Below are 13985 nucleotides of genomic sequence, written 5' to 3'. Positions count from 1 at the left end.
GTCGTCAGTTCATCCTCTTGCTCGGTATGGTCGGCCCCCGCTCAGCCCGAGCAGGTAGCGGGCTGCTTCGTGGGCGAGAGTCCGGATGTTCTCGAGTTCGTCCTGAGGCGGGGCGCCGGTGGAGCCGTGCGTGGCGTTGTTGCGCAGGATCCGGGACCTGTCGAGATCCTCCAGGAGCGTAGGGCGGTGCTGGAGGAAGGTGGCGAAGGGGTGGTGCGCGTTCGCCCCGGCCGCCCAGACCGCTGTGACGATGTCTCCCACCAACCCCTTGGCCGGGTGGCCGCAGTATCTGCGGATGTCCGGCGGCACGGAGGTGGCCCCCAGACGCTCGGCGGTCAGGACGAACGCGCGCTCCCGTACGCCCGGCACCTTGGAGGCCGGCAATCCCGCGGGGAATCGCTCGTTGAGCGCGGGAAGGATGCACTCGAACACGCGGATCGCGTTGCGTGCCGCGTTCTCCCGCTCCCTCGCGGTGTCCTTGACGAGCGACAACTCGATGTCGGCAAGGTGCGTGAAGACCTCCGGGTGGTCCCGGATGTCCTCGCCGAGCATGTTCACGATGTCCGCCCGAGCGCTCTCGGCGAGTTCCCGGTCGACTTTGCGGGCGGCGGCGGTCCGTTCGCGGCGGTTCCTCCCGAGCACGTCGTCGATCAGCCGGCCCAAGTGCTCGTCGTTCTCGGTGCGGGCGGCGAGGTGGTCGGCGAGGAAACGTCCGCCGCCCACCGCGAAGGGGTCCTCGGCACTCCACATCCGTCCGGATCCGTCGTCGCCCTCGACGACGTAGCACACCAGGTAGGCCGGGTTCGCCGCGCCGTGGAACCCGATCCGCCGAGCCGTGTCGTGCGAAGACCGGCCACCTGCGCGGATGCCCCGGGCTGCCATGTCGTGGCTCCGGCAGGCGTCGAGGACGTCGCGTTCCGCGGGGCGCATCGGGTAGCCGTCGCCACGCAGCGTCAGCGCGCCGACCTCTCGGGAGGCGCCGGCGGTGCCGAACTGGATGGTGACCCAGCGGCCACGGTGTCCGCGGAGGTCCGCGCGCACCGGGTCGGAGACGAGGATACGAGGCAGCAGCGCGCCTGTGGCGGGGTCCTGGAAGACGCGCACCAACCGCGGATCGGTCTCGGCGACCTCTCCGTCAGCGACCGTTTTGTGTCCCGCCGCTGTGGGCTTCAGCTCCGGGCCCAGCAACCGCCCCTCCACGAGCCGGGCGATCACCGTCCGGCACAGGGCGCGGTCCAGCCCGATGAGCCGGGACAGGTCGCCGACGTCCCGGACCCCGGCGGCGCACAGGCGCAGGGTCACCGTCTGGAAGACGTCCAGCGTGCGGGAATGGCCTGTCGGAGCGGTCACCTGATAGACCCACACCGGCAGCAGGACCGGCCGGTAGGCGTACGAGGGCGGATAGGCCAGCTGGAAGACCGGGGTCTCAGGGCCGAAGGACACGGCCGTCCGCCCCCTTCCGGCAGAGGTCCAGATACGCGGCGAGGGGTTTGACAGCATCCGGGTGATCGGCCCCGAACATGTCGTCGTCACCGACCACGGCCAGCAGCCTCTGCTGGCGGCTCATGGCCACGCACAGCCGGTTGATGACGGTCAGGTGTCCGTACGCGCGCCTCGCGTCGGTCCTTCCGGCCGGCTCGCAACTGCGCACCGTGGACAGGTAGGTGACGGCGAACTCCATCCCCTGGAAGGCATCGACGGTGCCGACCCGCAAGCGGTCCAGCGGGGCGCCGTGCTCGTCACGGCACAGCCGCGGTACGGGGCGCCATCCGCCCGTGTCCGTGAACTCGGCGAGCCCGACCTTCTTCAGTTCCTTCCAGACCTCGGTGACCTGGGCCGAGTAGAACGAGATGACTCCGAACGTCAGGCTCGGGTGCTGCTCGATCAGCGCGGCCACCTCCCTCGCGATGACCGCGGCTTCGGCCTGGCGGGCACGGCTCTTTCCCCGCTGGGCTTCTCGGCCGGCGGACCGCGGCACGGAGATCCACACGGCCGGGACCTCCCCGTAGCGGTCGATTCCGTGGCGGAAGTCGGCCGCTTCGCGGCCGTTGCTCAGGGTGCCGTCGTAGAAGTTGTCACTGACGAAGGTGCCCAGTACCGGATGCATGCGGAACTGCTTGTCGAGACGGACGAACCGGGAATGTCCGTCGGGCGAGACGTTCTCCCACTGCCTGGCCAGGCGCTGGAACAGGCTTTCCTGCAACCGGTCACGGACATCGTCGCCCTGCGAGCCCAGTTCGCGCTCCACGTCGGGCTCCAGCATGTGCGGAAGCTGGGCGTGGTCCCCGACCAGCACGATCCGTCGGCGGGCCTGGGCGAGGGGGATGAGCAGGTCGAGCGGGTTGGCCCGAGCCGCCTCGTCGACGACGACGGATTCGAAGACTCCGTTCTGGCGGCCGGCGTCGACCATGGCCTTGGACACCGCCTGCTGGCAGGTCGACGCGAGCGAGACGGTGTAGGCGCGCAGGGTCTCGTCGACGCCCTCCGGGTCGCTGCGCAGATCGTCGCGGTATTCGAGCAGTGCTGCCGCTATGGCATCGGGGGACCGGGTCACCGCTTCCGCGAGGTGTGACGCGAGCGTGTCGAGGAGGTCGACGACAGCGGGGTCGGCGACGGTGATCTCCGGCAGCCGCAACCGGACGGTGAGGCGGTCAAGGACCTCGTCCCGCACGGCGGCGAGCTCGTCGAGGAGCTCGGGTGGCGGTGATGTCGTACTGATCGCGGCACGCAGCGCCTTCCGGTACGCGATGCCGTCCAGCAGCGGAGGCTCGACGAGTTCGAGCCGTGTCAGCAGTGCCCGGGCCGTGGCCGGCCCGTCGTCGTGGAAGCCGGTCGCCGTGCAGCGCAGCGCTCTCACGTACGGCACGAGGTCGGCGCGGACGTCGGGATCGGCCATGGCGGCGGCCCGGGTCCTGACCTCCTCGGCCCTGTCGCGGTGGCTGCGCAGCTCCGCGAGCAGTGCCGGCTCTGCGATGTCGCCGATCTGAGCACGAACCTGGTCGAGGAACGGAGCGAGGAACTCGGGCGGGACCGGTGCCACCCGGTAGATGGCGGCGAACTCGGCGGCAGCTCGCTGCGCGGCCAAGTGGCGTCCCGCCGGGCGCTCGCGCAGTCGCAGGTCGGCCGCCCGCGCCGCGTCGATACGCCAGGTGTCCAGCGCGACCTTGCTGCCTCGTCCTCGGGAGTCCACTTTGAGCGGAGGCAGCCCGAAGACCCAGCCGCGGGTGACGAGGTGGTCCACCGCGGCATGCTGGAAACTCGTCAGCAGGGTGCTGCCGGCGACGTCCCCTCCCTGGGCCAGGTCTCCCAGCTGGTTGACCAGTGCCGCGATGACCTGCGTCTTGCCGGTACCGGGCGGCCCCTGGATGATCGCAACGTCAGGGGTGTTCAGGGCGGTGAGCACCGCTTCCCTCTGCGCCGGTGTCGGCCCGTGGGGAGCGAAGCAGTCGAGTGCGGCCCGGGAGAGTTCGGTTGTCCGCCGTCGCGGCCCCTGCGGCCAGTAGCCGCCCTCCAACAGGGTCGGAAGCGCGGGAATATGTGTCCCGTCCGTGCGCAGCTTCTGCATGGCCTGCTCGCGCCGGTCGAGGCGGCGCTGGTCACCGCGGTGCGAGAAGTAGAGCCATCCCTGCCGAGGCGGGTCGTGCTGGTCGTTGAGGGTCGCGGCGACCCGCAGGGTCTCGGTGACGGGGTCGTAGCTGAGCGGCTCACCGACCCACGCCTGTACCTTCTGCGCGCGAGAGGCCATCAGCCACTCGCGATCGGTCATTGCCGTGTCCGTCACCGAGGCCGGCACCTCTCGCGCCGCCTCGATCTCCATACGTTCGACCCCGGTCGTGTTCTCCAGGGCCGCCCGGGTACGCGGCAGCGCACGGTTCAGGTCCACGGTGAAGGTGCAGCGGCCGTCGGGCTCGACCTTGACGTCGCCGTACCTGACGGTCCCGAAATCGCGGATCCGCCCCCTGATATGGCGGGCCTCCAGCTCCTGGTACCTCTCCCACATCGCCAGGTAGCTGTTCTGGCCCCCGACCAGGGCGAGTCCCTGCTGGATCCGCTCGCGGTGGAGCTGCCTGGCGGTCATGTCGCGGAAGCCGATGGAACCGACCGCGAGTGCTTTCCGGCCGGCGCCCTGCCGGTCGTGGACCGAGCTGAGGAGGCGCACGACGCGGTAGCCGTCGCTGTGCCTCTCCACGTCGGCCATGAGCCCCGGACCGTGCACGCGGAAGCCGGTCTCGAAGGTCCCGGCCGCCCCGGCCGAGACCACCATGCGCCACGCGCCCGCGGTGGCGCCGTGGCGGGGCTCCAGGAGCAGCTCACGCCTCAGGAACTCCATGGCCGTCCCGACGCCGGCGGTGTCCGCCCGGTCCCCGTACTCCGCGACCTTCTCCAGCACGGTGTCGTCGATGTCGAGCAGCAGTCCTGAACTGAGCGCCACCGCCAGCGCGACGGCGGGCGCGTAGACGTGCACCCGCAAGGTGAACGGTTCGCCGGCAGGGGGCGCCGGAGGCCCGGGCTGCCCGGAACGGCGGCCGTGGGGCTGCCGCGGTGTCGCGGTGGAGGGGGACCGGGGCTGGACAGGATGAGCGGCCACCGCCACACAGCTGGACCCCGCCGCCTCGACCTCGTCGATCTTCCGCCCGTCCTCGGGGCTCGCGGGCCTGACGCCGAAAGTCGCCTGGTCGGTGACCAGATCGAGCTGGCCGGTGGGCCGGCGGTAGAGGCGGACCTCGCCGCCGTCGGGAATCGTCCGATCAGCGAGCCCCTGGGGAATCCGATGCCAGACAAGCGACACGAAGAGCGGCTCTCCCGGCATGCGGGCCGGCATGGCAGGTCCCTTGGGACGGGTGCTCACCCCTTCACCTCCAGAGCGGTCAGGCCCACCCAGCGGTGGACGGCCCCGTGCTCCCCGAAATGGAGTGTCCAGGGGCGGCCGTCGACAGGGGCGGTGGCCTGACTCCCCTGGCTGATCTCCCGCCAGGGCCGCCCGTCCTGCTGATCGAGCCACATGCTGGCGCGTGCGAGGTTCAGGACGGAGACGTACCCGTCACGCAACCGCAGCCGGGCGACGGCCGCGTCGGGCTGCTCGGGGGCCGGTGAGGTGTGCCGGGCGGTCAGCACCGTGTCCGCACCCGGGCGCAGCACGGTGAAGTCCGGCAGCGGTACCTGCGCCATCCCGACACCGGGGATGTCGTCACCGGCTTCCGACCGGTCATCGGGTTCGGTGCCCACGGGTCCCGTCAGCCCGTGGCGCAGCACCCAGACCCGCCCCGTGGGCCGCCGGCACAAAAGACAGGACCGGGCGGCGGCACGGTAGGTCCACCCGCACTCCGGGCACTCGACGGTCTGTCCGGCCGCGGAGTGGAGAGCCGCGGCCCAGCGCGCGGCGGTCGGCCGACGCAGCGGGTCGGCCACGGCGGCCACAAAGCAGGCTGCCGAGAGATCCCACAGGTGGCCTGAGAGCAGTTCCTGCCGGGGCGTGATGCCCACGGTGCACTCGTTGGTGCGGTCCGCGGGGTGGTCGATCCACGGCAGACGGAAGCGGTCCGCGTATTCATGCTGGTAGTCGGGGTCGGAGTCGAGAACCTCGTCGCCCCGGAACGGATGGCTCGCCGTCAGGGTCTCGAATATCAGCACGCCCAGTGAGTGCGCGTCGGAGAGCGTCGTGGCCCCGCTTCGCCCGGACACGATCTCCGGCGCCCCGTACCCCGGCGTGTGCACAGGCGCGGACTCGGCAGTCGAGGCCAGACCGAGGTTGTCCACGTCGATGAGCCGGATCTCCAGCTGTTCGCGAGCGGCCGACACGAGTACGTTCGCGGGCGACAGGTCCTGGTACACGATGGCGCGCGCGTGGAGCCGGGCCACGGCGTCCGCGAGTTTGGCCAGCAGCCGCAGCCGGCGCTCCAGGCCGCCGGTTCGGAGATACCACGCTGCCAGGTCCTCCTCGTCGGGGACGCACAGGGTGTCCAGCGAGACCATCTCGTCGGCCAGTTCCATCACATAGCCGAGCTTCGGCGGGGCGAGGAGGGCGAGCACACCGGCCAGCGGGATACCGTCCAGAGGCAGGCGCTGAATGCGGCGCAATCGCGCGTGGACGACATCTGCTGCCTCCTGGGTCGGGGCGGCGATCAACTTGACCGCGGTGCGGCCGCCGCGGGCAAGCCACACCTCGCCCTGGCCCCCGATCCCGATCGCGTGGGACAGCGGCCACAGTTGGTGGTACTCGTCCTCGACGGGCCGCAGTAAGCCGCCGAGATCCCAGTGCGACGCCACTGGCCGTACTCCTCTCGCCGCGTGGTTCGGGCGGCTCAGGCCCCGAAGTCCGAAAGGTCCTCCGGGTTCAGTACCGGCGTCCGATCCGGACGGGTGCTCAGAGCGCGCTGCGTGACGGTGACCGTGACCCAGCGGAAGTACTGCTGGATGCGTCCGATGTCCTGCGCTTCGAACACGCCGCCGGCCTCGTCACTGACGAAACGGCCGAGTACGGCCTTCGCCTGCTCGGTCATGTCCGGACCGATGGCCACCGCGAGCCGGTTGGCCTTGGAGCCCTTCGGCGAGCCGAGAAGGAGTTCTAGACCCTCTTCCCAGTCGTCGGTGGGCATTCCGTCGGACACCAGGACGACCGTGGGGGAGAACGCCCGCGCCGGCACCGCCGACTCATCACGCAGAACCGCGTCGGCGAGCTTGAGGGCGGCGCCGAGCGGAGTGCCGCCGCGGGCCTGCATGTCGGACCACGAGGCCTCGGCCGCGGGTACCAGCCTCTGGTGCAGGACGGCCCCGTCCTGGCTGAAGGCGATCACTCCGACGTGGATGGTGCCTCGCCCGACATCCGCAGCCGCGAAGTCGTCGAGCATGCGGCGGATGCACTCGTTGAGTACATCGATCTTCTCTTTCGGCTCGCCCATGCTGCCGCTCACGTCGGCCAGCACGAGCACCGGTAACGGACGCGCCTTCGCGGCCATGAAACGTGGCACGGCACCCACGGTGTCCCCCTGTCGACCTCACCTCAGCGGTGCAATTTTGCAGTGTTTAGCTGCGGTATGAGCCTCCTGCTGAGAGTGACAAGGTACTACGAATCACACTGGGCGGTGTCCGATCACAGCGAAAAAGCACCGGCCGGCCTGGGGGCGCCCGGGCCGGCGGCCCGCCGCGATGCCGGCCGGTGGCTGGTGATCCGTGATCGGAGGAGGCCGCCGTCTCGCACTCGGGCGAAGGTCGGCCGCGGCCCGGAGCCGCTGATCTCCGCGCATGGCCCTGGCGACTCTGCGCGCCCCGTGCGCACCGCTTCGGTGCAACGCCTTGACGTGTCGCCGGCGAGCGCCAACACTGCGTATCGCAGCGATGGGAGCGCTCCCATGATCCTGTGGGGCCTTTCCCGTCAACGAGTCACGGCAGGAGTCACCACCGAAGGGACAACGGTCCACCCATGATCGCCGAACGCTTACGCAAGAGACTGATCGCGCTCTCCTCGGCGACGGCCGCCGTCGTGCTCATCGCACTCGCCGCACCCCAGTCCGCCTCGGCCGACACCATGCGCACGTTCAACGTAGCCCTCAGCTGCTCTTCGGGCCTGCCGTACGGCCTGAGCGTGGACAACGGCTCCGGCTGGTACTACCCCAGCGGCTCGAGCTACGCGTCCGGCAACACCAAGTACTTCACCGTCTCCATACCCGCCAGCGCCAGCGCCCTCGCCATCAACACCGGCTTCTGCGACAACGAAACGCAGACACCGTACTGGGAGGGCTACCGCTACAGCATCGTGCCGGGCACGTCCACCATCAGCGCGAACGGGAACTGCCAGGACATGTACGTCTATCCCGGGCCGTTCGTCCGCTACTGCTCTGTCACCGCGTTGACCTACAGCTGACCTAGGAGAAAGCGGCCGTCTCGCCGGTGGACTCCCTCTGCGACCGACGTCGTGCCCGGTCGGGCGGTGCCAGGCGATGTCGAAGTGGCGGGAGACCTCGTCGATGGTGAAGTGTGCCCGAAGCTTGCACGCGGAGTTCTGGTTGGCGAAGAAGCCCGCCCGCCACAGCGCCTGACGTCGGCGCTATGGCGGGACGGAACCCGGCCGGGTCCCCGCGTCACTTTCGCCAGAACAGGTGGTGTGTCATGCCGCTCGGGCTGGGCACGACCTCCAGGTGGAAGCGGTCGAGCAGCTCGTCCGGCGATTGCCACAGGTGCAGTCCGGATCCGAGCTTCACCGGAGAGACCGCGATATGCATGGTGTCGACGAGGTCGGCGTCGAGGAACTGCCGGATGGTGCCGACCCCGCCGCCGAGCCGGACGTCTTTGCCCCGCGCCGCTTCCCGTGCCTGTTCGAGGACCGCGGACGGGTCGCCGTCGACGAAGTGGAAGGTGGTGTCCGAGAGCGCGAACGACGGTCGCTTGTGGTGGGTCATGACGAAGACCGGTGTGTGGAAGGGGGGTTCGTCGCCCCACCAGCCCTGCCACTCGTGGTTCTGCCACGGCCCGCGCTGCGGACCGAACTTGTTGCGGCCCATGATCTCGGCGCCGATGTCGCGTGCGAAGTCCCGCGTGAAGTAGTCGTCGATGCCCCGGCTGCCCCCGGCGTCGGTGCGCATGGGCCAGCTCGCCGTGGCGCCTGCCCAGGCGAACAGCCGCCCGGGATCGACATGGCCGAACGGCCGCTCCAGTGTCTGATCCTCTCCGGCGCCGATGCCGTCACTCGATACGGTGAAATTCATTACTCTCAGTAGTTGACTCATGGGTTTCCCTGTCCGGACCTGTCGCGTCGTCGTGCGGCGGGCGCCGCACATCATGGCGTCGAACGGGACCCGGCCGGATCGACAGCGGGCCACCGCTTTTTTCGGGGCGCGTCAGCGCGCGGCCGGCTCGGCGGGGTGGCCGTGACGCGGAAGGCGCCGGGGGGAGGGGGGTTATTCGCCCGGCAGCCGCAGGTCGGCCTTGGTGATCGTGGTGGTGAGGAACAGGTCGGTGATGAGGTTGTGGTTGAGGGCGTTGCCGACCGGCGGGGGGACGTCGTCTCCGAGGAGGCCGGTGATGGCGGCTTCGCTGCTCAGGCGGCGGCGGACTTTGGCCACGACGTGGGCGGCGCGCTTGGGGCTCCACGGGCCGGTGGGCCGTACACCTCGACCGACGTGACGGAGGACGCCCGCTTCCGGGACCTCACCCGCAAGACGGTCCCCGGGCACGGCGCCCGGGCGGGCACCTACCAGCGTGACGACTCCGCTTTCATGGTCGTCGATGTCGGCGCCGGGCATTCCTTCCGGCTGATCGTCGCCTCATTCGGTGCGGGCGCCCCGAAGGGACCGGGCACGGTCGGCCTGGCGGTGGAATTCGCCGGAGCAATCGTCTCCCACCTCCGCTAGACGGGACACCACCCGGCCCGCGGCTACGCGCGCTCCACCGCGTTCTTGAGTGCGGCGAGGTCGGCGGCGACGGTATCCGCGTCGTGTTCGAAGACCTCGTCACTCATCCCCGGCTGCCGGCGCAGCGTGAACAGCACCTCGCACCCGGCGCCGTCCGCGATGACCCGCACGGGGTTGTAGACGGTTTCGCCCGAGGGCAAGGTGACGTGGTGGTCGAGTACGCCGAACTCGTTCCTGTCCGCGAAGACGACCACGACCCGCCCCATGGGTGACTCGGCGATCCATTGCCCCCCGACCCTGTCGATGTCCCCGGCCAGCCCGGAAGCCCACCCGGGGAGGTTGGCCGGATTCGAGGCGTAGTCGTAGACCTGCTGGGCAGGCCGATCGATATGCCTGCTGATGTGCCGAGAGCCCGAAGCCGTGGTTTCCATGGCCGCGACGCTATCGGGCCGCTGCTGACGCCGTCTTGAACGAATCGGCCATGGCGGCCGGCCGGCGGAGCTTGACCCTGCCCGCCGGGCTCGCCGAGACATCCGACGCGTCGCTCACCATCGCCCCTCGACGGTGGATCGGCCGGCGACTACGCACCGTTCGTATGGATCGGCGTGCGCTCCACGGCTGTGGGGACATCATGTCCACGGTGCGTTCACCGGGCGGCGGTGCCACCACCACGGACGCTGTGCGAGGTCGGGCTCGGACGCGTTCGTCCGCCAGGCGATCGACGCGCCACCGTCGTCGACGGTGACCTCGCGGAAGGCATCGTCGAGCCGCGTCAACATGGCCGTGAACTCGGTGGCCGCGGAAGCCGGCAGCTCGTGTTTGGTGCGTTCCAGCGTGTCCCGGGTCGCCAGGTCGTTGACGTACTCGTCCACGAGGTAGGTGCCGTCCGGGGGCCAGTCGTGCACGATGCGCGCCGTGAGGCGCTCCCACTCCCGGCTGCGGCGCGGCACGCTGTTGGTCGCCTCCCTCAGCTTCTCGGCGGCCCAGGGGGCCATGCGGGCTTTCTGCTCGCGCAGGGCCACCGCGTCGAGAGCGGCAATCGCTTCTGCGGCGGCGTGGGAGAGCGAGGAGAAGCAGGCGTCGGCGACCGGGGTGGAAAGCGGGGACATCGCTGACCTTTCGTGCGGTGAGGTGAAAGGGTAGCCGGGAAGGGCGGCCGGTCATTCGAGAAGGAGCTTCGCGAAGTAGGGATAGCCGTCGGAGGGCTGGAAGAACGTCCCGCCGTTGCCTTCGCGGATCACCACGGTCTGCGTGTCCTCGTCCCACCACGCCATGCGAGGAGAGCTGTTCGGCGTGGGCCGCAACCGGTAGCCCGGCTTGTTCATGATGTTCTCGAGGTATTCCGGCAGGTCTTCCTCTTCGACGCCGGGGATGTCGCGGCCCGGGGCGTGATTGACGATGCGGTCGGCGACGACGTCGGAATCGCTGGTGCCCCACGGCTCAGGTCCGTCGGGGGCGGGAGGCCCCTCCTCGGGCGGCGTGCCTCCGCCTCCTCTTCCACCGCCCCCTCCTCCTGAGCCGCCGCTCTTGGCCTCCGCCTGGGCCATCTCGCGGTCCAGGGCCTGGCTGACCTCCACCGTCTCGGCGTCCACTGCCTCGATCTCGGGGACGTTCTCGGCGGCGGAGGCGAGCACGGTCTCCAGTTCGGCCAGGCCCTCGGCGGCGTAGTCGGCCAGGGTGGCGTCCATGACGGTGTCGACGGAGGCGAACAGGGCGGCGGCCTCTCCGGCGTCCAGGGCCGCGGCTCCGGCGTCGGAACCGCCGAACGTAAAGACGGTGCCGATGACGCCGAGAGCGGTGGTGATGCCCATGGTGATGCCGGCCTCGGACATCTTGTGCTCGAACTCGCTGTGCGCCTCGTCGATGGCGCGGGCGAACTTCTCGCACACGGAGGCGAGTTGGGTGCAGGCCAGGTAGGCGGTGGACAGTGGGGCCGAGCCGCCCGGATCGCCGTCCTTCCAGATCTGTCCCCAGAAGGCGGCCATCGCGGAGATGGCGCCACTGGTGTTGACGTCGGTGATTGCCTGCACCTGTAAGTGCAGGCTCACCCCGAGGCCGTTGATGTCCGTCGCGGCAGTACGGAAGGCCGCCGCGGCATTGCGGAGCCTGTCCTGGTGGCCGTTGACCCAGTACTTGCCGATCGGCGGCGGCCAGTGGTTGCTGCCGCCGCCGATCGCGGTGGGCGGATCGGGGTACGTGACGTCGTCAACGACGTCGGGCCAGCCGAAGAGCTGCGGTGCGCCCTTGCCCGCTCTCGGGTTGGAGTGGTGGTCGGCCTTAGAGTAGTTGTTCGCCGTACGCACCAGACCCTCCGCCGACTGGCCGATGGCCCGGACCGCCGCGGATATCGTTCGGAACAGCGCCTTGGCCGCCGGGTCGTACCCTTTCGCGAACTGCTTGCCGTACTTGTCGTCGCCCGCCATGCCCGACGCGTCCCGCAGCGCCGAACCCAGCGTGTCGGCGATGCCGTCAAGACAAGACTGGCCGCCGGCGAAGGTCGTCGCCGCCGCGTCAAGATCCGCCGGAGTGACGTCGATGGGGCCGCTCGGCTCACCCCAACTCACGTGCTGCCAGCCCAGATTCGCAGGTTCGCCGTCTCGGCGCCGTGGTAGTTGCCGTGCGCCGTGTTCGTGACGTGGTGCATGTCGCTCAGCGCCTTGTGCAGGTCACTCGACGCCTGCCGCCACTGGGCGAATACCGTGCCGAACCGGTTCCGCGCCTCTCCCTCCCACGAGCTTTCGAAGCGCTTCATGCCTGCGTCCAGTTGGGCCAGCAGGCTCTCCAGGTTGTCGGCCTGGCCCGACAGCTCGCCGCTCAACTCGGCTAATGCGGCCAACTCCACTTTCAGACGCGGTGTCATCGCGTACTCCCCTCCCTGCGCCGGAACCGTCAGAGGTCCGCCACCCTGCTGTGCGGCGGCGGCGCCGACGGTTCCACGTGCAATTCGCGGAAGGAGTCCAGCGTCTCCAGATCCTGTGCACTGAACCCGTCGCGGCTCAGTTCGACCGCCTCTCTGACGAAGGCCAGAGTCCGTCGGACCGTCCCCGTATCGCCGGTCACCCGCCGATGGATGTCGTGGTATTCCGATGCTGCGCCGCTCAGCCAGCAGGCCTCGGCGGTCTCGGCGAGCGCAGTGAGCCGACGCTCCAGCGCTTCCAACAGTCCCTCGGCCGTACTCATCTCGTTTGCGAGGCCCGTCAGCTCGTCCGCAGTGAGCCTCAGCAACGGCTCCGTCATGGCCCGCCTCCCCCGGAAGTCCTCTCCCGATCGTGGCACCTCCACACCCCGACCGGTTGGGACATATGGTAAAGGAAGGGTCAAAGCCGTCTTGTGAGGCGGCAAGGACGGGGTGGGCGTGCGTGCCCCACACCCTTCACGTCAGGCGGACCTCGACCGTGGGCCCGGGCTCGCATCTGCCACCAAGGGTGCGGCCATGCCGGACCCGGCCGGGCACCGGCCTGCCGCAGGTCAGCACGTGCCTGTTCGGCTGCGATCGACTCGGCTTCCGTTGGCTCGGGTCTTACTCGGCATCGTCGGTCAGGGCCTCGGACCCGCCACCATTTCAGCGGGCTTTCGGGCCGTCTGTCCCGCCGGGCCCGCCGCACTGGTGACCTCCACGGTGAACTGGCAGTGTGCCGGGGCTACGGTCGCCAAACTCACCTTCGCCGGAAAGGGCACGGCGGGTGCGGTCTCCTTCGCCGGCGCAGGGGGACCAGCCAACTCGTCGTGGACGCCGACGGCTTCTTCTCGGACAGCTGAGCGGCGCGTGCCGCGGCGGATGGGCCGGGTCGTGACCGCGGCTGCGGCGGGGATGGCGCGGGTCGGCCAAGGGAGCGGGGCTGGCTGCTCCCTTGGCCGACCCGATTGCTACGACTTGGCCGGTGCGGTTCAGACGGCCCGGCCCGAGGCCCTCGTCCCCCTCACGCCAGGGCGAACTTCTGGGCTCCGGAGCCGTTGCAGTCCCAGATCTGCAACTGCGTGCCGTTCGCGGTGGCGCCCGAGGGCGAGTCGACGCACCGGCCCGTGGTCGGGTTGGACATCGAACCGTCGGCGTTGGCGACCCAGTTCTGGTAGCCCCCGCCGTTGCACGTGGCCAACTGGAGCTTCGTGCCCGCCGCGTTGACGCCGCCGGCGATGTCGAGGCACTTGCCCAGGGTGCGCAGGGTCTGGCCGTTCCAGGTCCACTTCTGGTCGAGCGCGGTCGCCTGCTGGCAGTCCCACAGCTGGACCGCGGTGCCGTCGCCGCCGGTGTCGTCGCCCGCCACGTCGACGCACTTGCCGCCAGGACCGTAGACCGGGGTGCCGATGGCGAACTTCTGGGCGGCGGCGCCGTTGCAGTCCCAGATCTGCAGCCGCGTGCCGTTCGCGGTGGCGCCCGAGGGCGAGTCGATGCACCGGCCGCTGGCCGGGTTCCGCAGCGAGCCGTCGGTCTGCCGTACCCAGGCCTGGTAGCCGCTGGTGTTGCATGTCGCGAGTTGCAGCTTCGTACCCGCGGCGCTGTTGCCGCCGGCGATGTCAAGGCACTTGCCGAGGGTCTGGAGGGTCTGGCCGCTCCAGGTCCAGTGCTGGTCCTTGGCCGCCGACTGGCAGTCCCACAGCTGGACCGCGGTGCCGTCGCCGCCGGTGTCGTCGCCCGCC

14 protein-coding genes are annotated in these 13985 nt (G+C 70.1%); 2 read left to right on the top strand and 12 right to left on the bottom strand.

Translation table 11 applies throughout. The features are described from left to right. Nucleotides 1-9 precede the first annotated feature (9 nt). From V7E46_RS06445 to V7E46_RS06430, 4 genes are read right to left on the bottom strand one after another with little or no spacing between them, the layout of a single operon-like run. Nucleotides 10-1443, bottom strand: coding sequence for a hypothetical protein (locus V7E46_RS06445; protein WP_333767501.1), 1434 nt, complete (start codon nt 1441-1443; stop codon nt 10-12). Further along, on the bottom strand, nt 1427-4849 hold the full coding sequence (locus tag V7E46_RS06440) for a DEAD/DEAH box helicase (RefSeq protein WP_333767500.1): 3423 nt from the start codon (nt 4847-4849) through the stop codon (nt 1427-1429). Before V7E46_RS06440 ends, V7E46_RS06445 begins: the two co-directional genes overlap by 17 nt. Then, the gene (locus V7E46_RS06435; protein WP_333767499.1) at nt 4846-6267 is read right to left on the bottom strand and encodes a protein kinase domain-containing protein; all 1422 of its coding nucleotides are present in this window, start codon (nt 6265-6267) and stop codon (nt 4846-4848) included. Before V7E46_RS06435 ends, V7E46_RS06440 begins: the two co-directional genes overlap by 4 nt. A gap of 35 nt (nt 6268-6302) precedes the next feature. Further along, on the bottom strand, nt 6303-6968 hold the full coding sequence (locus tag V7E46_RS06430) for a vWA domain-containing protein (protein WP_333767498.1): 666 nt from the start codon (nt 6966-6968) through the stop codon (nt 6303-6305). Between the two features lie 452 nt (nt 6969-7420). Between V7E46_RS06430 and V7E46_RS06425 the strand changes: the two genes are divergently transcribed. Next, nucleotides 7421-7861, top strand: a complete 441-nt coding sequence (locus V7E46_RS06425) for a hypothetical protein (RefSeq protein ID WP_333767497.1) — start codon at nt 7421-7423, stop codon at nt 7859-7861. A gap of 217 nt (nt 7862-8078) precedes the next feature. Here the strand turns inward: V7E46_RS06425 and V7E46_RS06420 are convergent, their stop codons facing one another. Together V7E46_RS06420 and V7E46_RS06415 are read right to left on the bottom strand one after the other, a co-directional pair. After that, a complete protein-coding gene (locus V7E46_RS06420) occupies nt 8079-8723 on the bottom strand; it encodes a dihydrofolate reductase family protein (RefSeq protein ID WP_333767496.1) in 645 nt (214 codons plus the stop codon). Nucleotides 8724-8894: 171 nt separating this feature from the next. Further along, nucleotides 8895-9059 carry a hypothetical protein gene (locus V7E46_RS06415; RefSeq protein WP_333767495.1) on the bottom strand — a complete coding sequence of 55 codons (165 nt, stop codon included), beginning with the start codon at nt 9057-9059 and terminating at the stop codon, nt 8895-8897. A gap of 57 nt (nt 9060-9116) precedes the next feature. On the opposite strand from V7E46_RS06415, the gene V7E46_RS06410 reads away from it, so the two are divergent. Next, nucleotides 9117-9347, top strand: coding sequence for a hypothetical protein (locus tag V7E46_RS06410; protein ID WP_333767494.1), 231 nt, complete (start codon nt 9117-9119; stop codon nt 9345-9347). 23 nt (nt 9348-9370) lie between these two features. On the opposite strand, the gene V7E46_RS06405 is transcribed toward V7E46_RS06410, so the two are convergent. The 6 genes from V7E46_RS06405 to V7E46_RS06380 form a co-directional block, all read right to left on the bottom strand. Next, nucleotides 9371-9778 (bottom strand): SRPBCC family protein, encoded by a 408-nt coding sequence (locus V7E46_RS06405; RefSeq protein ID WP_333767493.1) that lies wholly within the window; start codon nt 9776-9778, stop codon nt 9371-9373. A gap of 198 nt (nt 9779-9976) precedes the next feature. Next, on the bottom strand, nt 9977-10456 hold the full coding sequence (locus V7E46_RS06400; RefSeq protein WP_333767492.1) for a hypothetical protein: 480 nt from the start codon (nt 10454-10456) through the stop codon (nt 9977-9979). A gap of 51 nt (nt 10457-10507) precedes the next feature. Continuing rightward, complete coding sequence (locus V7E46_RS06395; RefSeq protein ID WP_333767491.1) at nt 10508-11911, bottom strand: hypothetical protein; 1404 nt, start codon at nt 11909-11911, stop codon at nt 10508-10510. Continuing rightward, complete coding sequence (locus V7E46_RS06390; protein WP_333767490.1) at nt 11908-12207, bottom strand: WXG100 family type VII secretion target; 300 nt, start codon at nt 12205-12207, stop codon at nt 11908-11910. The genes V7E46_RS06395 and V7E46_RS06390 overlap by 4 nt, the downstream gene beginning before the upstream one ends. A 29-nt stretch (nt 12208-12236) precedes the next feature. Then, nucleotides 12237-12584, bottom strand: coding sequence for a WXG100 family type VII secretion target (locus V7E46_RS06385; protein WP_333767489.1), 348 nt, complete (start codon nt 12582-12584; stop codon nt 12237-12239). Nucleotides 12585-13267: 683 nt separating this feature from the next. Further along, nucleotides 13268-13985 (bottom strand): ricin-type beta-trefoil lectin domain protein (locus V7E46_RS06380; RefSeq protein WP_333767488.1); only part of this gene is annotated, 718 nt, incomplete at its 5' end.

Source organism: Streptomyces sp. IBSBF 2435 (genome assembly GCF_036815005.1).
In the GTDB taxonomy this organism is placed as follows: domain Bacteria; phylum Actinomycetota; class Actinomycetes; order Streptomycetales; family Streptomycetaceae; genus Actinacidiphila.
The sequence above is the reverse complement of the archived record's forward strand: the minus strand, read 5'-3'. Positions and strand labels throughout refer to the sequence as shown.